The 24,946-nt window shown below is 64.1% G+C and carries 22 protein-coding genes; 13 read left to right on the forward strand and 9 right to left on the reverse strand.

Annotated elements, in window-relative coordinates; genetic code table 11:
* Nucleotides 1-105 precede the first annotated feature (105 nt).
* The 4 genes from FQ755_RS03300 to FQ755_RS03315 all read right to left on the reverse strand — a co-directional run bounded on the left by FQ755_RS03300 (nt 106) and on the right by FQ755_RS03315 (nt 4,758).
* On the reverse strand, nt 106-1,896 hold the full coding sequence (locus FQ755_RS03300; protein ID WP_144150966.1) for a M61 family metallopeptidase: 1,791 nt from the start codon (nt 1,894-1,896) through the stop codon (nt 106-108).
* 81 nt (nt 1,897-1,977) lie between these two features.
* A complete protein-coding gene (locus FQ755_RS03305; RefSeq protein WP_144150968.1) occupies nt 1,978-2,706 on the reverse strand; it encodes a DsbC family protein in 729 nt (242 codons plus the stop codon).
* Nucleotides 2,707-2,890: 184 nt separating this feature from the next.
* The gene (locus tag FQ755_RS03310; RefSeq protein ID WP_144150970.1) at nt 2,891-4,063 is read right to left on the reverse strand and encodes a UbiH/UbiF family hydroxylase; all 1,173 of its coding nucleotides are present in this window, start codon (nt 4,061-4,063) and stop codon (nt 2,891-2,893) included.
* A 230-nt stretch (nt 4,064-4,293) separates the two neighbouring features.
* Nucleotides 4,294-4,758, reverse strand: a complete 465-nt coding sequence (locus tag FQ755_RS03315; RefSeq protein WP_144150972.1) for a DUF2501 domain-containing protein — start codon at nt 4,756-4,758, stop codon at nt 4,294-4,296.
* Between the two features lie 348 nt (nt 4,759-5,106).
* Between FQ755_RS03315 and ychF the strand changes: the two genes are divergently transcribed.
* Nucleotides 5,107-6,201 (forward strand): redox-regulated ATPase YchF, encoded by a 1,095-nt coding sequence (gene ychF / locus FQ755_RS03320; protein WP_144150974.1) that lies wholly within the window; start codon nt 5,107-5,109, stop codon nt 6,199-6,201.
* A gap of 178 nt (nt 6,202-6,379) precedes the next feature.
* Here ychF and FQ755_RS03325 read toward each other — a convergent pair whose 3' ends face one another.
* Nucleotides 6,380-7,333, reverse strand: coding sequence for a glycerophosphodiester phosphodiesterase family protein (locus FQ755_RS03325; protein WP_144150976.1), 954 nt, complete (start codon nt 7,331-7,333; stop codon nt 6,380-6,382).
* Nucleotides 7,334-7,763: 430 nt separating this feature from the next.
* Here FQ755_RS03325 and ugpB point away from each other — a divergent pair, with 430 nt between their 5' ends.
* The 10 genes from ugpB (at nt 7,764) to FQ755_RS03375 (ending at nt 19,285) form a co-directional block, all read left to right on the forward strand.
* Nucleotides 7,764-9,089, forward strand: a complete 1,326-nt coding sequence (gene ugpB, locus FQ755_RS03330) for a sn-glycerol-3-phosphate ABC transporter substrate-binding protein UgpB (protein ID WP_144150978.1) — start codon at nt 7,764-7,766, stop codon at nt 9,087-9,089.
* Between the two features lie 106 nt (nt 9,090-9,195).
* Complete coding sequence (gene ugpA, locus FQ755_RS03335; RefSeq protein ID WP_144150980.1) at nt 9,196-10,080, forward strand: sn-glycerol-3-phosphate ABC transporter permease UgpA; 885 nt, start codon at nt 9,196-9,198, stop codon at nt 10,078-10,080.
* On the forward strand, nt 10,077-10,922 hold the full coding sequence (gene ugpE, locus FQ755_RS03340) for a sn-glycerol-3-phosphate ABC transporter permease UgpE (protein ID WP_144150982.1): 846 nt from the start codon (nt 10,077-10,079) through the stop codon (nt 10,920-10,922). The genes ugpA and ugpE overlap by 4 nt, the downstream gene beginning before the upstream one ends.
* A gap of 130 nt (nt 10,923-11,052) precedes the next feature.
* Nucleotides 11,053-12,141 carry a sn-glycerol-3-phosphate import ATP-binding protein UgpC gene (locus FQ755_RS03345; protein ID WP_144150984.1) on the forward strand — a complete coding sequence of 363 codons (1,089 nt, stop codon included), beginning with the start codon at nt 11,053-11,055 and terminating at the stop codon, nt 12,139-12,141.
* Nucleotides 12,142-12,368: 227 nt separating this feature from the next.
* Entirely contained in the window at nt 12,369-13,262 is an 894-nt protein-coding gene (locus FQ755_RS03350) for an NAD-dependent epimerase/dehydratase family protein (protein WP_144150986.1), read from the forward strand.
* Between the two features lie 268 nt (nt 13,263-13,530).
* Entirely contained in the window at nt 13,531-15,195 is a 1,665-nt protein-coding gene (gene ettA / locus FQ755_RS03355) for an energy-dependent translational throttle protein EttA (protein ID WP_144150988.1), read from the forward strand.
* Between the two features lie 132 nt (nt 15,196-15,327).
* Nucleotides 15,328-16,461, forward strand: a complete 1,134-nt coding sequence (locus tag FQ755_RS03360; RefSeq protein WP_144150990.1) for a DUF748 domain-containing protein — start codon at nt 15,328-15,330, stop codon at nt 16,459-16,461.
* A 159-nt stretch (nt 16,462-16,620) separates the two neighbouring features.
* Nucleotides 16,621-17,148, forward strand: coding sequence for a 2,4'-dihydroxyacetophenone dioxygenase family protein (locus FQ755_RS03365; RefSeq protein WP_144150992.1), 528 nt, complete (start codon nt 16,621-16,623; stop codon nt 17,146-17,148).
* 78 nt (nt 17,149-17,226) lie between these two features.
* Nucleotides 17,227-18,528 carry an MFS transporter gene (locus tag FQ755_RS03370; RefSeq protein WP_144150994.1) on the forward strand — a complete coding sequence of 434 codons (1,302 nt, stop codon included), beginning with the start codon at nt 17,227-17,229 and terminating at the stop codon, nt 18,526-18,528.
* Between the two features lie 28 nt (nt 18,529-18,556).
* On the forward strand, nt 18,557-19,285 hold the full coding sequence (locus FQ755_RS03375) for an SDR family NAD(P)-dependent oxidoreductase (protein ID WP_144150996.1): 729 nt from the start codon (nt 18,557-18,559) through the stop codon (nt 19,283-19,285).
* A 47-nt stretch (nt 19,286-19,332) separates the two neighbouring features.
* Here FQ755_RS03375 and FQ755_RS03380 read toward each other — a convergent pair whose 3' ends face one another.
* The 4 genes from FQ755_RS03380 to FQ755_RS03395 are packed head-to-tail and all read right to left on the reverse strand — an operon-like array spanning nt 19,333 to nt 22,610.
* Nucleotides 19,333-19,956: an HAD family hydrolase gene (locus tag FQ755_RS03380; RefSeq protein ID WP_144150998.1), complete on the reverse strand. Its 624-nt coding sequence runs from the start codon at nt 19,954-19,956 to the stop codon at nt 19,333-19,335.
* On the reverse strand, nt 19,953-20,504 hold the full coding sequence (locus tag FQ755_RS03385; RefSeq protein ID WP_144151000.1) for a cysteine hydrolase family protein: 552 nt from the start codon (nt 20,502-20,504) through the stop codon (nt 19,953-19,955). The genes FQ755_RS03380 and FQ755_RS03385 overlap by 4 nt, the downstream gene beginning before the upstream one ends.
* Before the next feature lie 17 nt (nt 20,505-20,521).
* Nucleotides 20,522-22,336 carry an aminopeptidase P family protein gene (locus FQ755_RS03390; protein ID WP_144151002.1) on the reverse strand — a complete coding sequence of 605 codons (1,815 nt, stop codon included), beginning with the start codon at nt 22,334-22,336 and terminating at the stop codon, nt 20,522-20,524.
* Between the two features lie 19 nt (nt 22,337-22,355).
* Nucleotides 22,356-22,610: a hypothetical protein gene (locus FQ755_RS03395; protein ID WP_144151004.1), complete on the reverse strand. Its 255-nt coding sequence runs from the start codon at nt 22,608-22,610 to the stop codon at nt 22,356-22,358.
* Between the two features lie 192 nt (nt 22,611-22,802).
* Here FQ755_RS03395 and FQ755_RS03400 point away from each other — a divergent pair, with 192 nt between their 5' ends.
* Both FQ755_RS03400 and hemA read left to right on the forward strand, forming a co-directional pair.
* The gene (locus FQ755_RS03400; protein WP_144151006.1) at nt 22,803-23,573 is read left to right on the forward strand and encodes a response regulator transcription factor; all 771 of its coding nucleotides are present in this window, start codon (nt 22,803-22,805) and stop codon (nt 23,571-23,573) included.
* Nucleotides 23,574-23,621: 48 nt separating this feature from the next.
* Nucleotides 23,622-24,908 carry a glutamyl-tRNA reductase gene (gene hemA, locus FQ755_RS03405; protein WP_144151008.1) on the forward strand — a complete coding sequence of 429 codons (1,287 nt, stop codon included), beginning with the start codon at nt 23,622-23,624 and terminating at the stop codon, nt 24,906-24,908.
* Nucleotides 24,909-24,946 lie beyond the last annotated feature (38 nt).

A 24,946-nucleotide genomic window follows, 5' to 3' on the forward strand; every position in this document is an offset into this window, starting at 1 on the left:
CTGTTCGCGAAAAAGCCATCCCGCAGCGACGGATTGTTGCAAAGGTAGAACAATCCGCCGCGCCTCATCCGGCATTTAAGCAGCCGCCGCCCGTGTTTCGGGCAATCAGGCCGTCAGCCAGCGCTCGCGCCAGTTGCGCGCGGCCGCCCGCTTGTCCGTGACGGCGAGCGAGTAGCGCGCCACCTCAGGCCCGTCCAGCTTGACTTGCACGACACGCAACTCGTCGCGGCGGAACGCGTGCACCTCCACTTTCGCGCCCGGCAGATAGCGCGAAAGCAGCGCGTCAAGATTCGCGCCGGTGACGCGCAGGCCGTCGATCGCCACCAGCACGTCGCCCGCCGACAAACCGGCTTTCTGCGCCGCGCTGCCATCGTGCACGGCGGTGAGCGTGCAATCCGCGCCGCCGCGCAGCCGCGCGCCCAGCGACGGCTTGCCGTTGCGGTCCGCCTCCGGCGCGAGCGAAAGGCCAAACGGCTCGAGCAACGTCTCGAGCGGCAAGTCGCGCGTGCCGCGCACCGCCTGCTCGAACAGCGCGCCCAGTTCGGCGCCGGTTGCTTCGGCGAAAATCGCTTCGATTTCGTCCTCCGACACGCCGACCGGCTTGCCGCGATAGAAATCGCGTCCGAAACGCTGCCACAGCAGGCGCATCACGTCGTCGAGCGACTTGCGGTTGCTGGTCTGCGCACGAATCGTGAGATCGAAGGCCAGCGCGACGAGCGAACCCTTTGTGTAATAGCTGACGATCGCGTTCGGCGCGTTTTCATCCTGCCGGTAATACTTGACCCATGCATCGAATGAGCTTTCGGCCACGCTCTGCTTCAGGCGGCCGCTGCCGCGCAGCACGCCGCCCACCACCTTGCCGAGCATCGCGAAATACTCCTCCGGCGTGATCAGGCCGCTGCGCACGAGGATCAGGTCGTCGTAGTAGGACGTGAAGCCTTCGAACAGCCACAGCAGCGAGGTGTAGTTCTCGCGCGTCAGGTCATACGGCGCGAAGGCAGCCGGCTTGATGCGCTTCACGTTCCACGTATGGAAGTATTCGTGGCTACACAGGCCGAGGTAGGTCCGATAGCCTTCGGTGGTCTGCGGGCGCCCTTGCACCGGCAGGTCGGAGCGGTTGCAGATCAGCGCCGTGGACGCGCGGTGTTCCAGACCGCCGTAGCCGTCGCTCACGGCCTGGGTCATGAACACGTAACGGTCGACCGGCGCCTTCTTCGACTTCGGTTCGAACAGCGCGATCTGCGCTTCGCAGATGCGTTGCAGGTCGACGGCGAGGCGCGCCATATCGAGCCCGACGACCCGGCCGGCAATCACGATGTCGTGCGGCACGCCATGCGCCTTGAAGGTGGCGAGCGCGAACTCGCCCAAGGTCACCGGATGGTCGACGAGCTCGTCATAGTTCTGCGCGCTATACTCGCCGAAGCCGTAGCGCTTCGTGCCGCGTGCTTCAGGCAGCGCCGTGGCCACCCGCCAGCTCCGGTAAGCCACACCAGCCGGCTTCTGGATGTCCACGAGACACGGCGCATCTTCGCGGCCCACGGCGGCGAGGAACACGCTGGTGCCGTTGAAAAAGCCGGTCGTATCGTCCAGATGGGCGGCCCGCACCGACATGTCCCACGCGTACACCTCGTAGCGCAACGTCAGCGCGCCATTGACCGGTGCGGCTTGCCACGTGTGCTTGTCGGTCTTCTCGACGCGCACCTTGCGGCCCGCTTCGTTGAACGCGCGCAGCGTGACGATGTTGCGGGCAAATTCACGAATCATGTAGCTGCCCGGAATCCACACCGGCAGCATGAAACGCTGACCGGACGGATCGGGATCGGTGACAGTGACGGTGACTTCAAACAGGTGGGCGGCGGGTTGCTTCGGAACGATGCTGTAGCGGATCGGCTTCATCTGCGAGGGTAGTTAGGAGAAATTGGAGGTGCTGAAACGGCAGGAGGCGCAAAGAGCGCCTCCTGTCTGATGATCCGCGGCCTAGTGCACGGCGGCGAGTTCCTTGTCCAGCCGGTCGGCCGGCACCGCGCCCGGCAGGCGGCGGCCGTCGGCGAGGAATACCGTTGGCGTGCCGTCCACGTTCATGGCGTGGCCGAGGGTGAGATTCTTGTCGATGGCGGCAGTGTCGCAGGTGCCGGCGGCGGTGGGCGCCTGACGGTCCTGCATCCACGACTCCCAGGCCTTGGCGCGATCGGCCGAGCACCAGATCGACTTCGATTTCACCGTCGAATCCGGCGACAGCACCGGATACAGGAAGGTGTAGACCGTGATGTTGTCGACCGACTTCAGGGTGGTTTCGAGCTGCTTGCAATACGGGCAGTTCGGATCCGAGAACACGGCGATCTTGCGGCTGCCGTTGCCCTTCACCACTTTCACCGCGTTCGCGAACGGCAGGCTCGCGAAGTCGATGCGGTTGGTTTCGGACAGACGCGCTTCGGTCAGATTCTTGCGGGTCTTGGAATCGACGATATCGCCCAGCACCAGATAGTCGCCGTTGGCGTCGCTATAGACAATCTGCGTGCCGAGGTTCACCTCGTACAGGCCGGCGATCGGCGATTTGGCGATGCTCTTGATGGTGGCGTCGTCGCCGAGGCGCGCCTGCAGGGTGGCCTTGAGCTTGTCGGTGACCTGGTCGGCCTGCGCGGAGCAGCCGAGCGTCGCAACGGCCACGGTCAGCGCGAGCGCGACGATACGGAGATGCTTTTTCATACGGAATTCCCTGGTTCATTCGAACACGCGCCACGCGTCTTCGCTATCTACATCCCGGACAGCCACGCGGCGCACCCGTTCATCATACCCGCGCGCGGCCGGCCTGACGCGGCGGCGCGCCCGCGGCGGCCGCAAGACAGTCCCGAAGCAGACGCAAGGCCGGCCCGAGGCGGCCTCACAGGCCCTACCCCAGCGCCGCCGACACCAGCCAGCGTTTGAGCAGCGGCTGCGCGCCCACGAACGCCATGCCGCTGTTGCGCAGCACGCGGGCCACCGGACCGGGTACCGAAAACAGCTTTTGCAGGCCGTCGGTGGCGACCATCAGCGCGCGGATGTCTTCGCGGCGCGCCCGTTCGTAACGGCGCAGCAAGACGGTGTCGCCGAGATCGCGGAAGGCTTCCTTGCCGGCGACCGTATCGGCGAGCGCCGCGACGTCGCGCAGGCCCAGATTCATGCCCTGGCCGGCCAGCGGATGGATCAGATGCGCGGCGTCGCCGACCAGCGCGACCCGTGGCGCCACCAGGCGATCCACGGTTTGCAGCGCGAGCGGAAAGCCCTTGGCGGGCGTCACGCAATCGAGCGCGCCCACCTGGCCGACGGTGACGCGCTCCACTTCGGCGGCGAGCTGTGCCGGATCGAGCGCGAGCAGTTCATCCGCATGCTCGGTGCGCGCCGACCAGACGAGCGAGACGTGCCCGTCAGGCAGCGGCAGCAGGGCGATGATCTCACCCTCCTTGAACCACTGATACGCGGTTTCGCCATGCGGCTTTTCGGCCTTGAAATTGGCGACCACTCCGGTCTGCCGGTACTCGCGCCGGTTGACCCGGGAGCCGATCTGCGCCCGCACCCACGAATGGGCGCCATCCGCGCCGACCACCAGATCCGCCGCGAGCGTCTTGCCGTTGGCAAGGCCGATGGTCGCGCCGTCCGGCTGCACGTCGAGCCCCTGGGCACGTGAGTCGATCCATTCGAGATTGGGCTGAAACCGCAACGCGGCGTCCAGACCGCGCTCGATCAGCGACGACTCCGCAATCCACGCCAGTTGCGGCACGGAGGCCTGAAACGCCGAGAAATGCAGCTCGGCGTGGGCATCGCCATACACGCGCATGTCGTAGACGGGGCCGAGGCGCGAGGTATCGAGCGCCTGCCAGACCCGCAGGCGCTCCAGTAGCGCCTGAGAACTGGCGGACAGCGCGTAGACCCGCGCGTCGAAAGTCTCGCCGACGGGCAACGGCGCGCAGGGCTGCGCGAGGAGAGCGACGCGCAAGCCGCTTTGCGTCAACGCAAGCGCCGCGGTCTTGCCGACGAGCCCGCCGCCGATTACGGCGACGTCAAAAGTCTGGAGGTGTGCAGTCATGCCGGCATTATAGCCGCCGGGGGTGGCGGGGCCGGACCGGGAAATGCGGCATTTCGGCCCGATTTGGGCTGGATTCGGGCTTGATCTGGGCTGGATTGAAGCTCGATTCCGGCTTGATTGAAGCTCGTTAAATTCGGCTTTTCGGAGCTTTTACTCCGCGCAAAGAGGCGAGGACAAAACCAAAAGAGCGAGCGCCACCGGGCCGCCCGCTTGCTCACCCAAAAGATGCCCTACAGGAGCGATTTCCCCTGCGCGAGAATCTTGTCGCACACCTGCTTCGTGACCTGCTGTTTCAGGCCACCGCCGCTGAGGTCCACCTTGGTGCCGTTGCTCCTATCCAGAATTCCCTTGGAACCGTTGGCGTAACCGCTGTCAGACGACGCTGAACCGCCCGGCAGCTTGCTCATCAGGGAATCTTTGACGGAAGACGCGCTGTTGCCGCTGAGGTAGTTATTCTTGATGCAAAAATCCAGCACACCGGCCACATTGCTGGTGCTGCCCGACGTCAGCGATTGCGCCGACAACCCGCCGCTCATGCCGCCCAGATTGCCGAGATTGCTGAGCCCATTGGACGACGATCCGCCGTTGCCGCCCTGATTCAGCAAGCCGCCGAGTTGCGCATGGGCAACCGGTTGGCATAACAATGCCGCGATCAATGCCGTCATGGCTGCGGCGCCGTGCATGCGTGTGCGCATTTCCTTCTCCTTTCGCCGGGAAACAGTCTTTAATATAGTGCTCGCTTGACGTTGCCGCCGGGATGGATTCGACGCGTTGCACGATCCGATTCCAAGGCAAAGACTGCTTCAGTATTGACACCCAGCGCGGCGCCCGCTTGCCTCGCACCCTGGGATTCAGGCTGTCCGAAAGAGTTACAATTGCAGTCTTTCGTGTCCACAACCTGCACGGCATCGCTGCGCCCGAGCCACGATTCGTGTTGTTTGTCGCTTTCCCGGATTCACCTTTCGGCTGTCCCGCCCCGGCCATCAGCACCCGCCGGGCGACCTACCGCAAAGCCGTAACCAATTGATTCAAAAGGTTTTCCCATGAGCCTCAAATGCGGCATCGTCGGCCTGCCTAATGTCGGCAAGTCCACCCTGTTCAACGCGCTGACCAAGGCGGGCATTGCCGCCGAAAACTATCCGTTCTGCACCATCGAACCGAACGTCGGCATCGTCGAAGTGCCGGACGCGCGCCTGAAGGCGCTCGCCGACATCGTCAAGCCTGAGCGCATCCTGCCGGCCGCAGTGGAATTCGTCGATATCGCCGGCCTCGTCGCCGGTGCGAGCAAGGGCGAAGGGCTCGGCAACCAGTTCCTCGCCAACATCCGCGAAACCGACGCCATCACTCACGTGGTGCGCTGCTTCGAAGACGAAAACGTGATTCACGTGGCGGGCAAGGTCGATCCGCTGTCGGACATCGAAGTCATCAACACCGAACTGGCGCTCGCCGATCTGGCCACGGTCGAAAAGTCGCTCACGCGCTATTCGAAGGCCGCCAAGTCGGGCAACGACAAGGAAGCCATCAAGCTCGCCGCCGTGCTGGAAAAGGTCCGCGCGCAACTCGACCAGGCCAAGCCGGTGCGCGCGCTCGATCTCTCGGATGAAGAGAAAGTGCTGCTGAAGCCGTTCTGCCTGATCACCGCCAAGCCGACCATGTATGTCGCCAACGTGAAGGAAGACGGCTTCGAGAACAATCCGCATCTGGACGCGGTGCGCAAATTCGCGGACGCCGAGAAGGCGCCGGTCGTCGCGGTGTGTGCCGCCATCGAAGCGGAAATCGCCGATCTGGACGACGAAGACAAGCAGGTGTTCCTCGCCGACCTCGGCATGGAAGAGCCGGGCCTGAACCGCGTGATTCGCGCGGGTTTCAAACTGCTCGGCCTGCAGACGTACTTCACGGCGGGTGTGAAAGAAGTGCGCGCGTGGACCATCCATATTGGCGACACCGCGCCGCAGGCCGCGGGCGCGATTCACACGGACTTCGAGCGTGGCTTCATCCGCGCGCAGACGATTGCCTTCAACGACTACGTGACCTACAAGGGCGAACAGGGTGCGAAGGAAGCCGGCAAGATGCGCGCGGAAGGCAAGGAATACGTCGTGCACGACGGGGATGTGATGAACTTTTTGTTCAACGTGTAAGCGCGATTTAACGGCACATTCCAACCAACTTGGTGCGCCTCGATGTACGAAACCCCGTAGCGCCTTGCGCGCCTACGGGGCTTTTTATTTTGAGGCGCACGTGCGGCGCGAGGCGTACTGTCGGCCTCAAGCCGGAAAAAATACCGCGAGACTGATTCCACACGAATCGCGTGACCTGCTATTTAGCGCACCGCAGCGCCCCCGTCATCCGCGCCCGGATCTCCGCCATCTTCGCCGGCGAGTCCGCCAGCACCGCATCCATACCAAGACACGCCGCCGCGCGGTAGTCCTCAGCGTTATTCACCGCAATCGCCACCAGATGCACGTCCGGCCGCTGCCTGAAGCAGGCCACCGTCGCGGGCGTCCACAACGTCGCGCTCACCTCGGAGCGCCCTTCTCCCAAGGTGAACTTCTCAACCACCGTCACGCTGCGATGCATCTCGAACGCGGCCGATGCATGCTCGGCCGGCGGGTCGATACAGCCCTGGTCGAGCAGCACGCGCACGAGGCGGCCTCGCGTGGCATCGCGCGATTCGAAGACCTTCGCCTGCGGATACGCGGCGAAACTGTGTTGATACGCAGCCTCGGTCGAATACAGCGTCGCCCGCGACCACGCATTTTCCTCGCTCAGCACGCGCGCCACCGCATCGGCCTGTGGCCCGGCAGGCAGCGCCTTCATATCGAGCACCACCGGCATCGAGGCCGGAATCGCGCGCAACGCCTCGCGCAACGTAGGAATCCCAACTGGCCGCTGTCGATACGGATAGCTGTGGCCATCCACCGCCAGGAAACGCCAGCCAGCATTGACGCGGGCAAGCTCCTCGGCCGTGCGCCCCGCCACGGGGCCGCTGGCATCTGTTAAAGCGGACAAATCTTCCGGGCGGTACAGCACCGGCACCCCGTCTTTACTGAGTTGTACCGTCAACCACATGGCGTCGGCGTGATGCTCCACTGCGAGCCGGATCGCTTCGAGCGTGTTCTCCGGCGCGTCGCCAGTGCCGCCGCGGTGGGCGATGATCAGCGGCAGCCTCGTTACCGAGGCATCCCGGGGCGCGCCAGAAGGGGCGGCGCAACCGCTCAGCAACGCGCCAAAGCAGGCAAAAACCAACCCGGCGCAAAACAGACGAGGCATCTGCACTCCTGAATGGAATGGGATAAACGGAACCGAACGACGCGGACAGGCCGCGAGAGGCAAAACCCGCGACCTGAACAGCTATCTTAAGGTCCATCTCAAAATAAGGCGGAGCAAGCCGGAACAACGCGAGACAATCTGGGACGAGCCGCCGCGAATCCGTCTGCGTCACATCGGCGCCACCGCTATCAGGATCAACCCTGCCGGCGCCACCGCCTTCCTCTCCTGTGCTTCTGTTTCAATTTTGCCGGTGTTACATTGCGGCTTCCGGCGCGGCCAGGGCCGGCCACGGCAAGGACAAAACAAGCCGCCAGGCACAACTCACCATCCATGCACCAAAGAGAATAAAGCTCAACTTACGACTGTCATCGAGTCCAACTAGAATCGCGCAGCCCCAGGCCATGTGCCTTCCGACCAAGGAGACCATTAGATGAGTTGCAAACCCCTGTTCCGTTCGCTCGCCGTGGCGGCAGTGTTCGCCGTCGGTGCTAACCAGGCCGCTCAGGCCGCGACGGAAATCCAGTTCTGGCATGCCATGGAAGCTGCCCTCGGCGAACGCCTGAACGTGATCGCGAACGACTTCAACGCCTCGCAGAGCGACTACAAGATCGTCCCGGTCTTCAAAGGCTCTTACGACCAGACGCTCGCAGCCGGCATCGCCGCCTATCGCAGCGGCAACGCACCGGCGATTCTGCAGGTGTACGAAGTAGGTACCGCCACGATGATCCAGGCGAGGAAGGCCGTCATCCCGGTCTCTGAAGTCTTCAGGCAAGCCGGCGTGCCGCTCGACGAAAAAGCCTTCGTGCCGACCATCGCCAGCTACTACAGCGACTCGAAGTCCGATCAGCTGATCTCGATGCCGTTCAACAGCTCGACGCCGGTTCTGTACTACAACAAGGACGCCTTCAAGAAAGCCGGCCTCGATCCTAACCAGCCGCCGCGCACGTGGGAAGAACTGCGCAAGGACGCCCAAAAGCTGAAGGCATCGGGCATGTCGTGCGGCTATTCGTCGGGCTGGCAGAGCTGGATTCAGCTCGAGAACTACAGCGCATGGCATGGTCTACCGTTTGCAACGGAGAACAACGGTTTCGACGGCGCGGATGCCCAGCTCGAATTCAACAAGCCGCAGCAGATCGCGCACATCCAGTTCCTGCAGGACATGGCGAAGGAAGGCACATTCAGCTATGTCGGCCGCAAGGACGAGCCGGTGTCGAAGTTCTATAGCGGCGACTGCGGCATCATCACGAACTCGTCGGGGTCGCTCGCCAACATCAAGAAGTACGCCAAGTTCGACTTCGGCACGGGCATGATGCCTTACGACGCCAACGTGAAGGGCGCGCCGCAGAACGCCATCATCGGTGGCGCGAGCCTGTGGGTGCTGTCGGGCAAGGATCCGGCGACGTACAAGGGCGTGGCGAAGTTCCTCGCCTATCTGGCGACGCCGCCAGTTGCCGCCAAGTGGCATCAGGACACCGGCTATCTGCCGATCACCACGGCCGCGTATCAGTTGACGCAGCAGCAGGGCTTCTACGAGAAGAACCCGGGCAGCGACACGGCCATCAAGCAGATGCTCAACAAGCCGCCCCTGCCGTTCACCAAAGGCCTGCGCCTTGGCAACATGCCGCAGATCCGCACGATCATCGACGAAGAACTCGAACAGGTCTGGGCGGGCAAGAAGACGCCGAAGGAGGCGCTCGACTCCGCCGTATCGCGCGGCGACGAACTGCTGCGCCGGTTCGAAAAAGCAGGTAGCTAAGTCTGATCCGGCCTGACGGGCGGCCCAACCTGGCGCAACGCGCCGGGTCCCTTCGGGGACGAGAAATCGTGGGGCCGCCCGATGCGTTTTTAAGAGAGATGTCCTAATGGAAAAGCGATCCCGCTTCGGCACAGGCGTGTTGCCGTATCTGCTGGTCGGCCCGCAACTCGCGATCACGTTCGTGTTCTTTCTGTGGCCGGCCGGCGTGGCTTTGTGGCAGTCCACGCAAAGCCAGGACGCGTTCGGCACCTCGACCGTCTTCGTCGGCCTTGCCAATTTCAAGCAGATCTTCGCCGATCCGCTTTATCTGGCGTCGTTCAACACCACGCTGATTTTCAGCGCGCTCGTCACCGTGAGCGGGCTGGTGATTTCGCTGCTGCTCGCCGTCTGCGCCGATCGCGTCACGCGCGGCAAGAAGGCCTACCAGACGCTGCTGATCTGGCCGTATGCGGTTGCGCCCGCGATTGCCGCCGTGCTGTGGTCGTTTCTCTTCAATCCGAGCATCGGGCTCGTGACTTACGCGCTGGCCAAATACGGCATCGTCTGGAATCACGCGCTCAATCCTGGCCAGGCCATGTTCCTCGTCGTGCTGGCGTCGGTCTGGAAACAGGTCAGCTACAACTTCCTGTTTTTCTACGCCGGCCTGCAGGCGATTCCTCGCTCGCTGATCGAAGCGGCCGCCATCGACGGCGCCGGGCCGGTGCGGCGCTTTTTCGGCATCGCTTTGCCGCTGCTGTCGCCGACGAGCTTCTTCCTGCTCGTCATCAACCTCGTCTACGCCTTCTTCGACACCTTCCCGATCATCGACGCGGCCACCGGCGGCGGTCCCGCCCAGGCCACCCGCACGCTGATCTACCGCATCTTCGCCGAAGGCTTCCAGGGTCTCGACATCGGCAGCTCGGGCGCGCAGTCGGTGGTGCTGATGGTGATCGTCGTAGCGCTGACGGTGGTGCAATTCCGTTTCGTCGAGCGGAGGGTTCAATACTCATGATCGAGAATCGCCGCGGTTTCGACCTTTTTTGCCACGCAGTCCTGATTATCGGTGTCGTGCTGGTGGTGTTTCCGGTGTACGTCGCGTTTTGCGCGGCCACCATGAGCGAGCACGAAGTCTTCTCGGTGCCGCTCTCGCTGATTCCGAGCACGCATCTGTTCGAGAACATCGTCAATGTCTGGGTCCACGGCAGCGGCAATGCCGCCGCCCCGTTCGGTCAAATGCTGCTGAACAGCCTTGTGATGGCGTTGGTCATTTCAATCGGCAAGATCGCCATTTCGATGATCTCGGCCTACGCCATCGTGTTCTTCCGCTTCCCGTTGCGCAACCTCGCGTTCTGGCTGATTTTCGTCACGCTGATGCTGCCGGTCGAAGTGCGCATCTTCCCGACCGTGCAGGTCGTGTCGTCGATGCACATGTCCAACACGTATGCGGGTCTCACGTTGCCGCTGATCGCATCGGCCACCGCCACGTTCCTGTTTCGCCAGTTCTTCATGACGCTGCCCGATGAACTGATGGAAGCCGCGCGCATCGACGGCGCCGGCGCCATGCGCTTCTTCTGGGACATCGTGTTGCCGCTGTCGAAAACCAATATCGCCGCGCTGTTCGTGATCACCTTCATTTACGGCTGGAACCAGTATCTGTGGCCGATCCTGATTGCCAGTCAGCAGTCGCTGACCACCGCCGTGGTAGGCATCAAGAGCATGATCGCCTCGGGCGACACCGCCACGGAATGGCATCTCGTGATGACCGCCACGCTGCTCGCCATGCTGCCGCCGCTCGCCGTCGTGCTGACGATGCAGCGCTGGTTCGTCCGCGGTCTGGTGGACTCCGAAAAATAGGCTGGAAAACCCGCGGAAAAGCCAGCCGGCCAATGAGCCGGTTGATGAACGGTAGATGAACCGAACAACCTCGCGACGGCACGCGGCCTCAAGGCACGCGTGAGCGCAGAAGAAACGAAAGGCGGATGGAATGGCTGCACTGACGCTAAAAGGTGTGAAGAAAACCTACGACGGCAAGCAGTTCGTGCTGCACGGCATCGACGTGGAGGTCGCCGACGGCGAATTCGTCGTGATGGTCGGGCCGTCGGGCTGCGGCAAGTCGACTTTGCTGCGGATGGTCGCGGGCCTCGAAAGCATCTCCGAAGGCACGATCTCGATCAGCGACAAGGTGGTCAACAAGCTCGAGCCGAAAGATCGCAACATTGCGATGGTGTTCCAGAACTACGCGCTCTATCCGCACATGAGCGTGGCGCAAAACATGGGCTACGCGCTGAAGATCAGCGGCGTGGATCGCGCCGAGATCGAGCGGCGCGTGAAGGCCGCTGCGCAGATTCTCGAACTCGAGGCATTGCTTGAACGCAAGCCGCGCGAGTTGTCCGGCGGTCAGCGGCAACGGGTGGCAATGGGCCGCGCCATCGTGCGGGAACCCGCCGTGTTTCTGTTCGACGAACCGCTGTCGAATCTCGACGCCCGTCTGCGCGTTCAGATGCGCCTCGAAATCCAGCGTCTGCATGCACGCCTGGCAACCACGAGCCTGTACGTCACGCACGACCAGATCGAGGCCATGACACTCGCCCAGCGCGTGATCGTGATGAATCGCGGCCACGCCGAGCAGATCGGCGCGCCGACCGAAGTCTACGAACGGCCGGCCACCGTGTTCGTGGCGAGCTTCATCGGCTCGCCGGGGATGAACCTGCTGGAAGGCCGCATCGCTGACGACGGCGCCAGCTTCGAAGTCGCCGGTAATGGCCCAAAGCTGCCGCTCGTGGGGGTGCCGGGCATCGGCCGCGAAGTGGCGGCCGGGCGCGAGTGGGTGCTCGGCATCCGCCCGGAGCATATGACACCGGGACAAGCCGACGCCGCTCATGTGACGCTCACGGTCGATTCGTGCGAACTGCTCGGCGCCGACAATCTCGTCCACGGACGCTGGGGCAAGCACGACATCACCGCGCGTCTGCCGCATACGCATCGGCCAGCTAACGGCGAGGCGCTGCCGGTCGCGTTGCCCGCGCATCATCTGCACTTCTTCGATCCGGCGAGCGGCAAGCGGGCTAACTAAATAAGCCATTGCCGGCGACGAGAGCACGACGCGCGGGCCGCCGCAGCCGCAAGCGGCCCCGCATCGCGATGTGTAGAATGACCCGCACGGCACCACGCGACGCATTTCCGCAGGTCACCGTGCAAGACTGGTCCGGCCAAAATCGTTCGTCACAGAAACGCGGGCCCCGAAGCGTCCACGATGCTTATCAACCCCGATTCACCTGAACCTGACAAGGAGCAAGGCAGATGACGAAGCGAGTGATTGTCACCGGCGGCAGCGGGCTGGCCGGCAAATGGGTGGTCGAAGACCTGGTGGCGCACGGTTACGAAGTGCTGAACCTCGACCGCGTGCCGATGGCGAAGCCAACCGCCCGCACCCTGATTACAGACCTGACCGACGCGGGACAGGTGTTCAATGCGCTCGCGTCGACCACCGCCAAAGAGTTCGACGACGACCTCGAACCGAAACCGGTCGACGCAATCGTGCATTTCGCGGCCATTCCGCGCATTCTCATCACCACCGACAACGAGGTGTTCCGCATCAACGTGATGGCCACCTACAACGTGCTCGACGCGGCGTCGAAGTTCGGCATCAGGAAGGTGATCCTCGCCTCGAGCGAAACGACTTACGGCGTGGTGTTCGCGCATCGTCATCGCGATCCGGCCTACTTTCCGCTGGATGAAGACTATCCCGTCGATCCAATGGACAGCTACGCGACCTCGAAGGTCGTCAACGAAGTCACCGGCAAGGCATTTCACGCGCGCACCGGCGCGGACATCTACTGCTTCCGGATCGGCAACGTGCTCGATCCGTCCGACTACGCGAAATTCCCGGGGTGGCTAAAAGACCCGGCATTGCGCAAACGGATTGCGTGGAGCTATATCGACGGCCGCGATCTGGCGACGGCGTGCCGCCTCGGCATCGAGAAAGACGGCCTCGGCTTTCAGGTGATGAACGTGGCCGCGGACGACGTCTCATCGGACCTGCCGAGCGCCGAATTGCTGAAGCGTTTCTACCCGGACGTGCCGGTCAAAAAGCCGCTCGGCGAGTTCGAAACGCTGCTGAGCAATGAAAAGCTGAAGCGGCTGCTTGGCTGGCAGCAGCAGTACCGTTGGCGTGAACAGCCGGGCGCCCGATAAGCCAGATTAACAAGCCGGAACGGAACACACAGGCCAGCCCGCGAGACCCAGGACCGCGGCCAGCCGCCTGCCTCCGCGCACCGGCCGCCGCGAAGTACAATAACAAGTCTTCCGCCGCGCGCGCTTGCGTGCCGTCTGCTTCGGTCCCTGAGATCGAACCGGCATTCACACCGCGCCGGCCGGAAACCAGCGGCATCGAATTCCCATCCACCCCGCGACCGCCCGCCCTCAGCGCGGCCGGCGGCGTCAACATCCTATTGCGAGCAACATGGCCCAATACGTCTTCACCATGAACCGGGTCGGCAAGATCGTGCCGCCCAAGCGTCAAATCCTGAAAGACATCTCGTTGTCGTTCTTCCCCGGCGCAAAAATCGGTCTGCTCGGCCTGAACGGCTCGGGCAAGTCCACGCTGATCCGCATCATGGCGGGTGTCGACAAGGACATCGAAGGCGAAGCCACGCCGATGCCCAATCTGAACATCGGCTATCTGCCGCAGGAACCGCAGCTCGATCCGCAAAAGACGGTGCGCGAAGCGGTGGAAGAAGGTCTGGGCGAAGTGTTCGGCGCGCAAAAGAAGCTCGATGAAATCTATGCCGCCTACGCCGAGCCGGACGCCGACTTCGACGCGCTCGCCGCCGAGCAGGCCAGGTACGAGGCGATCCTCGCCACCGCCGACGGCAGCGCCGAGCAGCAAATCGAAATCGCCGCCGACGCGCTGCGCCTGCCGGCGTGGGACGCCAAAATCGAGCATCTGTCGGGCGGCGAAAAGCGCCGCGTCGCACTGTGCAAGCTGCTGCTGGAAAAGCCGGACATGCTGCTGCTCGACGAACCGACCAACCACCTGGACGCCGAATCGGTCGACTGGCTCGAACAGTTCCTGACGCGCTTCCCGGGAACCGTGGTCGCCGTGACCCACGATCGCTACTTCCTCGACAACGCCGCCGAGTGGATTCTCGAACTCGACCGCGGCCATGGCATTCCATGGAAGGGCAACTACAGCAGCTGGCTCGACCAGAAAGAAGAGCGCCTGAAGCAGGAAGAAGCCTCGGAATCGGCGCGCCAGAAGGCCATCAAGAAGGAACTGGAGTGGGTGCGCCAGAATCCGAAGGGCCGCCAGGCGAAGTCGAAGGCGCGGATCGCCCGCTTCGAGGAACTGAACAGCCAGGACTACCAGAAGCGCAACGAGACCTCGGAAATCTTCATCCCGGTCGGCGACCGCCTCGGCAATGAAGTGATCGAGTTCAAGAACGTCTCGAAGGCTTATGGCGACCGTCTGCTGCTCGACAACGTCAGCTTCAAGATTCCGGCGGGCGCGATCGTCGGCATCATCGGGCCGAACGGCGCGGGTAAGTCCACGCTGTTCCGCATGCTCACCGGCAAGGAACAGCCCGATTCCGGCGAGATCGTGCAAGGGCCGACCGTCAAGCTCGCCTACGTGGATCAGAGCCGCGACGCGCTCGACGGCTCGAAGACGGTGTTCGAGGAGATCTCCGGCGGCGCCGACGTGCTGACGGTGGGCAAGTACGAAACCCCGTCGCGCGCCTACATTGGCCGCTTCAACTTCAAGGGCGGCGACCAGCAGAAGATCGTCTCGAACCTCTCGGGCGGCGAGCGCGGCCGTCTGCATCTGGCCAAGACGCTGATCGCCGGCGGCAACGTCCTGCTGCTCGACGAACCGTCGAACGATCTGGACGTCGAAACGCTGCGCGCGCTCGAAGACGCGCTGCTCGAATTCGCTGGCTCGGTGATGGTGATCTCGCACGATCGCTGGTTCCTCGACCGTATCGCGACACATATCCTGGCCTTCGAAGGAGACTCGCAAGTCACGTTCTTCGACGGCAATTACCAGGAATACGAAGCGGACAAGCGCAATCGTCTGGGTGAAGAAGCAGCGCGTCCGAAGCGTCTGCGCTACAAGCCGATCGCGCGGTAAGCACGCATTGCCGGCAGGGCCTGCCATGCCGTGACCGGCGTGGCAGGCCCGCAACGGCAACTGCTGTGCGGCATGAGGTTTGCTCAACTATCAACGGCCAGCCGCGCCTCGCGCGGCCCACGAGGAGGCAACATGGCGATGTCGACGGGAAGACGCGTGGCCATTGCTGTCGCCAGCGTCGTGCTGGTACTGGCCGTCGTCGTGATCGGCGGTCTTTACATCGCGCAATACGAAGTGAAGCAGCGCGTCATTGCGGCGCTCGGGCCGCTCGGCAGCGCGGACAGCATCGACGTCGGGCTCACCTCCGTGCGGCTGACCCACGTCGTGCTCAAAGGGCCGCCTGGCTGGCCCGCGCCCGATTCGCTGCGCGCCGACCAGATCGTCCTCGTCCCCGATGTGCGCGAACTGCTGCAAAAGCGGGTGCATATCCGCTCGGTCGTCGTCAGCGGCTTCGATATGTCGGTGGTACGCCAGGCGGGCGGCACTCTCGATCTGCTGCCCAATCTCAGGGAGTCGCTGAACCGTCCGAATAGCGGTTCGGATAGCGCCAGCAGCGTCGAAGCGCAGCCCGCGCCGCAGGAAAAGCAGATCGATCACATCGCCTTCGAGCAAGGCACCTTCGAGTTCTACGATTTCACGGTGAGCAAGCCGGCCTACAAGGTGGCCGTCACCCAGGCGAGCGCGAGCGTCGACAACCTGCACCTGCCCGCGCTTGCCGAGCCGACCACGGTCGCCGTCAACGGTTCGATCGTCGGGCCGTCGCATACGGGAACGGTGTCGTTCGGCGGCTGGATCAAGATTGCCAGCAAGGATTCGCAGACCACCAGCACGCTGCGCGGCGTCGACGTGGTCATGCTCGACCCGTATCTGCTGAAGAAGGCCGGCACCAAGGCCCAGATCGCAGGCGGAACGGTCGACCTGAGCGTCGAGTCGACGGTGACCAGCTATCGCCTGCACGCGCCCGGCACGCTGACGCTGCATCATCTGCAACTCGCCGACAGCGGCAATCCGCTCGACACCTTCATGTCGATTCCGACCAAGGCCGCCATCGCGGCGCTGAAGTCGCGCAATGGCGATATCACCGTGCACTTCGAACTGGACGGCAATTTGCGCGACCCGAAATTCTCGGTGAACGAGAGCCTGCTCAACAAGCTCGGCACCGGCTTCGCACAGGTGATGGGCGTGAGCGTCGAAGGCGTGGCGAAGGGCGCGAACGATACCGTCAAAGGTCTCGGCAACGCGCTGAAAAACCTGCTCGGGCAATAGGCGTCGCCCTGCGGCGCAGCGCGGCGCGACGGAAATTCTGCAGACCATGGCGCGGGTCTGCACGTCTTGACAGCCCCGCGATATAGTCCGACGATTTGTCCATAATGTGATTTCAAAATCCATATTGTGGACACCGTGGTGCCCACGCAAGGAGACGCAATGCCCGCTCCCTCCGCCGGCGCCGACGCCATGACGCCGTATCAACGCCCCAACCCGCCCGAAGCCCTGCGGGAGATCGTGGTCGAATCGGCCATTCCTCAAGATGAGCGCCTATGGGTGCCGCAAGCCGACAACGTCTGGTTCCGGCCGCTGTGCCTGAACGTCTCGACTGGCTACTGGATGAATCTGCTGCGCGTGCGCAAGTCGGGCGTCCTGAGCCGCCATCGTCACCCCGCCGCCGTGCATGGACTCGTGCTCAAGGGCAAATGGCGCTACCTCGAACACGACTGGATCGCCACCGAAGGCAGCTACGTCTTCGAGCCGCCGGGCGAAACGCACACCCTGTATGTACCGGAAGACGTCGAGGAAATGATCACCTACTTTCAGGTGAACGGCGTGATGTACTACTGCGATCCGCACGGCAATTTCACCGGCTATGAGGACGTGTTTACGAAGCTGGAGATGTGCCGCGCGCACTTCGAAAAGGTCGGGCTGGGCGCCGCTTATGTGGATCAGTTCGTGAGGTAGCGTTGCGCCGTATCGATTGGCCGCACACCGTTCCATCCATAGACTCGCTTAAAAGAGCAGCGGAGGAGGAGACAAACCATGCAGGCAAAGACACCGCGCTTACGGCGCATCCAGTGGGTCGCCATCACGTTCCTGACGCTCGCGGGCATCGTCAATTATCTGGACCGCAGCACGCTCGCCATTGCCAATCACTCGGTGAGCGGCGAGCTGGGCCTCTCGGCCGTGCAGATGGGTCTGCTGCTGTCGGCGTTCTCGTTTTCATACGCGTTCGCGCAACTGCCGATGGGCGCGCTGCTCGACCGCTTCGGCGCGCGTCTGATGCTGTTCGTCGGCATGTTCGTGTGGTCGGTGGCGCAGTTGTTCGGCGGCTTCGTGCAGACGCTGCAGCAACTCCTGTTTGCGCGGATCTTTCTCGGCATCGGCGAGGCGCCGCAGTTTCCCGCCGGCGCAAAGGTGGTCAGCGAATGGTATTCGCTGCGTGAGCGCGGCCGTCCCACCGGCATTTTCATCACCTCGTCGACCATCGGTCCGGCCCTCGCGCCGCCGATTCTCACCGGCTTGCTGCTCGCGTTCGGCTGGCGCTGGATGTTCATCGTGATGGGCGGGCTGGGCATTGCGGTGGCGCTCGGCTGGTACCTCGTCTATCGCAACCGCCGCGAAGTCGCGCTCGCCCCGGAAGAGACCACCCACCTCACCGAAGAGGAACCGCACGCGCGCGCCGAGCGCCGCATGACCGGCGCCGAGTGGCGCGGCCTGTTCGCCTCGCGCACCACGTGGGGCATGATCTTCGGCTTCATGGGCGTGATCTACATGGTCTGGCTGTATCTGACCTGGCTGCCGGCCTATCTGGAACACGAACGGCATCTGTCGATTGCGAAGACTGGCTGGATCGTGTCGATTCCGTATCTGTTCGGCACGCTCGGCATGCTGTCGAGCGGCTTTGTCGCCGACGGTCTGATGGCGCGCGGCATCGCCCCGATCCGCAGCCGCAAATGGCCGATCTGCACCGGCCTGATTTTCGGCGCCGTGTTCACCGTGCCGGCAGCCTACACGCCCAACACCACGCTCGCGATCGTCTATCTGTGCCTCGCGATGTACTTCATCAACATGGCAAGCGGCGGCGCGTGGGCGCTCGTCAGCGTGGCGGCGCCCCGGCATCTGGTGGCGTCGCTCGGCAGCATCCAGAACTTTGGCGGCTATTTCGGCGGGTCGTTCGCGCCGTTTGTCACCGGCCTCGTGGTCGACCGGACGCATTCGTTCGTGGATGCGTTTCTGATCAGCGCGGGCGTGTCGTTCGCTGCGGCGCTGGTCTATATCTTCGTGGTGCGTGCGCCGATCGCCGAGCGCGCGGACACCGCCGCGGCCGTCAAGCTGGCCTGATCCTCAACTGTTCGCATCGAGACTCGCCATGACGTTTCAGCATGATCTCTTTGAAGGCAAAACCGTTGTCGTGACGGGCGGCACGCAAGGCATCGGCGCGGCAATCGCGCGCCAGTTCGCCGCGCTCGGGGCTCGCGTGATCGCGGCGGGACTCGCGCCCACGGACGCGCAACGCGAGGCGCCGGGAAGCGGCATCGAAGTCGTGGCACTCGACGTCGCTTCGAGCGACGAGGTGAGCGCGCTATTCGCCTCACTCGGGTCGCTCGACGTGCTGGTGAACTGCGCGGGCATGATTCGCCGCGTCGCGGAACATGAACTGGACGTCTTCGAACAGGTCATCAACGTGAATCTCACGGGCACGATGCGCGCCTGTTCCGCGGCGCGCGGGCTGCTGCGCGCGAGCCGCGGCACGATCGTCAATACGGCCTCGATGCTGAGCTTTTTCGGCGGCGGCCTCGTGCCGGCGTACAGCGCCAGCAAGGGCGGCGTGGCGCAACTGACCAAATCGCTGGCGCTGGCTTACGCGCAGGACGGCATCCGCGTCAATGCAGTCGCGCCCGGCTGGATTGCCACGCCGCTCACCCAGGCGCTGCAGGACGACGACAGCCGCTCGCGGACGATTCTGGAACGCACGCCCCTTGGACGCTGGGGCCAGCCGGACGACGTCGCGCAGGCCGTGGTGTTTTTATGCTCGCCGGCGGCGGCGTTCATCACCGGCACGATCGTCCCGGTGGATGGAGGGTATCTGGTGGCGTGACGGATCGATGATTCGTCGTCCGCGCGCGCTGACATAGCCCTACCGGATCAAACCGGTAAGCCCAACTCGCGCAGCCTGGCTTCCGTCTGCGCCGCGGACGTGTGGTGCACGCCGTGCCAGCCCAGCGCCGTCGCAGCCTCGGCATTCTTGAGGTTATCGTCGATGAACACCAGTTCGTGCGGCTCGATGCCGGGAAGCTGCGCCTCGATGCGCCGACGCATCTCGGCAAAGATCGCCGGATCCGGCTTGACCATTTTGACGCGCCCCGACACCACGACGTCGCGGAAACGCCGCAGCACCGCGAAGTGCTCCCACGCGTAAGGAAAGGTCTCGTCCGACCAGTTCGTGAGACCGAACAATGGCACGCCCGCTGCATCGAGCTTATCGAGCGTGGCCACACCGTCTTCGAGCACACCGCGGATCATTTCGTGCCAGCGCTCGTAAAAGGCGCGGATCAGCGGCTCGTGATCGGGAAAGCGCGAAATCAACTCGGCGGTGCCTTCCGCGATCGGCTGGCCGCCGTCCTGGCGGATCACCCAGTCCATCGTGCAGACATTGCCCAGAAACCAGCGGCGCTCGGCCTCGTCCGTAATGAGTTGGCTAAACAGATACTCAGGACTCCAGTCGATCAGCACGCCGCCGAAATCGAACACCACCGCCTTGATGCTCATGCGAACTCCGTGGCGAGGACATCGGCGAGCGGCCGCACCGCAATGCGGTTGCCCGCCAGCGAGGAATGCTCCCACACGTGGTTATAGTGCGCGACGATCTGTTCGGGCGTGAGCGCCGAAGTGTGCTGGGTGGTATGAATATCCGACACCACGGTGGTCTGATAGCCGAGAAGGGCAGCGCGGCGCGCGCTGGTATTGACGCAATATTCGGTCGCGTAGCCGCAGATCAGCAGACGCTCGATGCCGAGGCGATCGAGTTCCGCCTTGAGCGGCGTCTCGTGGAACGAATCGCCCACTGATTTGCGCACGAGAATATCGCCTTCAGCGCGCACCAGCGACGCCGGAAGCTGCCAGCCCGCGGTGCCGTATTCGACTTCCGGGTCGCCTTCTTCATCGTGCTGGACGATGAAAACCGGCGCGCCGCCGGCACGCGCCGCGGCCGTCAGACGGTTGATGCCGTCGATCACCTCGGCGCCGCGATACGAGCCGTCCGGACCGGAAAAGAACGCCTCCTGCACATCGATCACCACCACCGCCACGCCTGCCATCTGTCGCACTCCTTGCGTTAAACCGGCTGCGTCCGCGTCTCCAGCCACGCCTTTGCGTCGCCCGAAACATGCGGCGCGATCCGTGCGCGCACCGTCTCGTGATACGCGTTCAGCCACGCGCGTTCGTCTTCGCGCAGCAGCGCCAGGTCGAAGCAGCGCGTATCGATCGGGCACATGGTGAGGGTCTCGAACTTGAGGAAATCGCCGAATTCGGTTTTCTCCGCGGCGCGATTCAGCACCAGGTTTTCGATGCGCACGCCCCATTTGCCCGGCCGGTAAATGCCCGGCTCGACCGACGTGATCATGCCGTCTTCCATCGCCGTCCACGGCTCGGCCGGCGCGTAGTGCGAAATCACCTGCGGGCCTTCGTGCACGTTCAGGAAATAGCCGACGCCGTGGCCGGTGCCGTGACCGTAATCCGCCCCGGCTTCCCAGATCGGCGCGCGGGCGATGGCGTCGAGCATCGGCGAGCGGACGCCGCGCGGAAAGCGCGCCCGCGACAGCGCCATCATGCCTTTCAACACCAGCGTGCAATCGCGCCGCTGGGCGTCGCTCAGCGTGCCGATGGGCAGCACGCGCGTGATGTCGGTGGTGCCGCTCAGGTATTGCGCGCCCGAATCGATCAGCAGCAGGCCATTGCCTTCGATCACCGAATGCGCCGCGGCGGTCGCCCGGTAATGCGGCATCGCGCCGTTGGCGTTGAAGCCGGCGATGGTCGCAAAGCTGAGCGAGATGTAGTCCGGACGACGCGCGCGCGCCGCCGTCAGGCGCTCGTCGATGGTGAGTTCGGTGATGGTCTCGCGGCCGAGCGCGCCTTCGAACCACGCAAAGAACTCGGACAGCGCGGCGCCGTCCTGATCCATGGTGGCGCGCACGTATTCGGCGTCGGCCTCGGTCTTGCGCGACTTGAGGAAGGTCGACGGATTGACCGATTCGACGATGCTCACCGTCGACGGCACCGACTGCAGCAGACCGAAGGTGATGCGGCGCGGATCGATCAGGAGCGTGCTGCCGCCGGGCAGCGCGGCGAGCGCCTCGGCGGCCTTGCCATACGATTCGACGTGGACGCCTTCGCGCGCCAGCGCCTCGGCGAGCGGCTGCGGCACCTTGCCGTCGGCGACGAACAGCGACACGCGCTCCAGCCCGATCAGCGCGTGCGCAACGAACACCGGGTTATAGCTGACGTCGGCGCCGCGCAGGTTGAACAGCCACGCGAGGTCGTCGAGCGTCGACACGAAGTGCCACTGCGCGCCCTTTTCCTGCATCGCGCGACGGATCTGGTCGAGTTTGTCCGCCCGCGGGACCGTGGCGTGCGGCGCGACGTGTTCGAACACCGTGGCGGTGGGCAGCGTGGGACGCTGCAACCAGATCGCCTCGAACAGATCCACATCCGTGCGCAGCTTCACGCCGCGCGCGCTCAACGCCGTGCCCAGCGCGCGGGCGGCGGCCAGACCCAGCACCGCGCCGTCGACGCCGACCGTGCTGCCGGCCGCCACGTTCTGCGCGAGCCAGTCGAAGTGCGGCTGCGACTGCTGGCCTGCGGTCATTTTCATCAACTCGACGCCGGTGCCGGCCAGTTGCGCGTCGGCCTGCTCCCAGTAGCGGCTATCGGTCCATATCCCGGCAAAATCAGCCGTGACGACCAGCGTGCCCGCCGAACCGGTGAAACCCGATAACCACTGTCGGCCTTGCCAGCGTCCGGGCAAGTACTCGGACAGGTGCGGATCGGCGGACGGCACCAGATAGGCCGCGAGGCCTTCGCGCGCCATGACGCCGCGCAGCTGAGCAATACGCTCGGGGATAGAGGAGGTTTCGGGAAGTCGGGCATTCATCGGATTCACCTGCATATGTTCATCGACGGGAGAACAAGCCGACCGTCACGGCAACGGCGATCAGCGCAACAGCCGTGCATACCGGCCATTCGAGCGTATCGCCATCATGGAAGAGACCCACTGCATCACCGGCCACGCTGGCCAGAGCGGCACCGGCCACCCCGGCCAGCAACGCCACCCAGACACGCGCGCGGCTGATTCGCCGCTGCGGATGCAGCCACCAGCCCGCGAGGCCGATTACCACACCCAGTAAAACGATACCGGGCCAACCCATCAGTGGGGAACCCCACTCACTTTAGGACTCTTCTCATAGGCGCAAAGCGTTCGGGCAGATAGCATTTTTGTCTCGTTAACTATAAAGGTCAGCACGGCGCTTTCCGCGTAGCGGTTGAGTTTAGGGGCCGGGGTCACATTTAGGCAAGCCGTAAGCTTCGCCGCCCTCGCCCGCCACGCTGAAAGCGCGCCCATGCGTATTGCCCTGATTGATCCCGACGTGCGTCACGCGGAACTCGTCGACCGGCTGATTTTCGCCGGCGGCCATGCCTGCCAGCATTTCACCGCTAGCGCCCCATTTCTCGCCAGCGCCGCCAGCCATTTTTTCGACCTGCTGCTAACCGATAGCTGGGCCGGCGACCGCCCGGCCGAAGATGTCATCCCCCGCGCCCGCAGCATTCTGCCCAGCCTGCCGGTCATCATGCTGATGTCGTCGCCGCGCGAAAGTGAGATTGCCGCAGCATTGCACGCCGGCGCCGACGATTGTCTGAGCAAACCGGTACGGGGACCCGAAATGCTGGCCCGCGTCGACGCACTGCTGCGCCGCGCCGGCCTGCGCCGGCCGCCCAACCGGCGGCTCGCGGTGTTCGGCGCCTACGTGTTCGACGCCGCGAACTTTACCGTCGCCTTTCACGAGCAGAAAGTGGAACTTACCCCCAAGGAATTCCGCCTTGCGCTGCTGCTGTTCAATAATGTGTCGCGACCGGTGTCGCGGGCCCATATCCTCGAAACAGTCTGGACCCGGCAACGTGACGTAAGGTCGCGCACGCTCGACACGCACGCCTCGCGCGTGCGCACCAAACTGCAGCTGCGGCCCGAGCACGGCTACTGCCTGACGCCGCTCTACGGCTTCGGCTACCAGCTCGACGCCATCCCGGCCGGCGGCGAGTCGGGAGGCCAACGAAAGGTCAAGCGGGGGGCGAAACGGGAGGGGAAGCGGCCGGCTGAAAGGCCGCGGGCATGAAGGGTTTGCGAAAACGCTATAATATTGCGGCAAACCATAGCCCCCCATATGCAGCTTCTAACGATCGGAATCAATCACCACACCGCGCCCGTCGCCTTGCGCGAACGCGTGGCGTTTCCGCTCGAACAGATCAAACCGGCTCTCGCCACCTTCAAGGAAATCTGGCTCGGCCCAAGCGCCCGGACCACTCCTGAAGCGGCGATCCTCTCCACCTGCAACCGCACCGAGCTGTATTGCGCGACCGACGATCACGCGGTCCGCGAGGCGGCTATCCAGTGGTTTTCGCGCTATCACAATCTGCCGGTCAGCGAACTCGCGCCGCACGTGTACGCGTTGCCGCAATCGGAGGCGGTGCGCCACGCGTTCCGGGTGGCGTCGGGGCTCGACTCCATGGTGCTCGGCGAAACACAAATCGTCGGACAAATGAAGGATGCGGTGCGTACCGCGTCCGAAGCCGGCGCGCTCGGCACCTATCTGAACCAGTTGTTCCAGCGCACCTTCGCGGTGGCGAAGGAAGTTCGCAGCACCACGGAAATCGGTGCGCAATCGGTTTCGATGGCCGCTGCCGCCGTGCGTCTCGCGCAGCGCATCTTCGACAAGGTCTCGAACCAGCGCGTGCTGTTCATCGGCGCGGGCGAGATGATCGAGCTGTGCGCCACCCACTTCGCGGCTCAGCAGCCGCGTGAGCTGGTGGTGGCGAACCGCACCGCCGAACGCGGCACGCGGCTCGCCGAACGCTTCAACGGCCGCGCGATTCCTCTCGCGGACCTGCCCGCGCGCATGCACGAATTCGACATCATCGTGTCGTGCACGGCTTCCACCTTGCCGATCATCGGCTTAGGCGCGGTCGAACGGGCCGTCAAGGCGCGCCGTCATCGGCCGATTTTCATGGTCGATCTCGCCGTGCCGCGCGACATCGAGCCCGAAGTCGGCAAGCTCGAAGACGTGTTCCTCTATACCGTCGACGACCTCGGCGCCATCGTCCGCGAAGGCAATGCGTCGCGCCAGGCGGCGGTCGCCCAGGCCGAAGCGATCATCGAAACGCGCGTGCAGAACTTCATGCAGTGGCTCGACGCGCGCAGCATCGTGCCGGTGATCCGCCACATGCACACGCAGGCGGACCTGCTGCGCCGCGCCGAAGTCGAACGCGCGCAAAAGATGCTCGCTCGCGGCGACGATCCCGCAGCGGTGCTCGAAGCCCTCTCGCAGGCGCTGACCAACAAGCTGATCCATGGTCCGACGCACGCGCTCAATCGCGCGAGCAGCGAGAATCGCGATAAGCTCATCGAACTGATGGGCGGCTTCTACAAACACTCCGACCCTTCGGAGCGTTAGCGGCGCTGCCGCCTGGCGCCGTCTTGCCGGTATTCCGG

The sequence above is a fragment of the Paraburkholderia sp. BCC1885 genome (assembly GCF_900996235.1).
Lineage (GTDB): Bacteria > Pseudomonadota > Gammaproteobacteria > Burkholderiales > Burkholderiaceae > Paraburkholderia.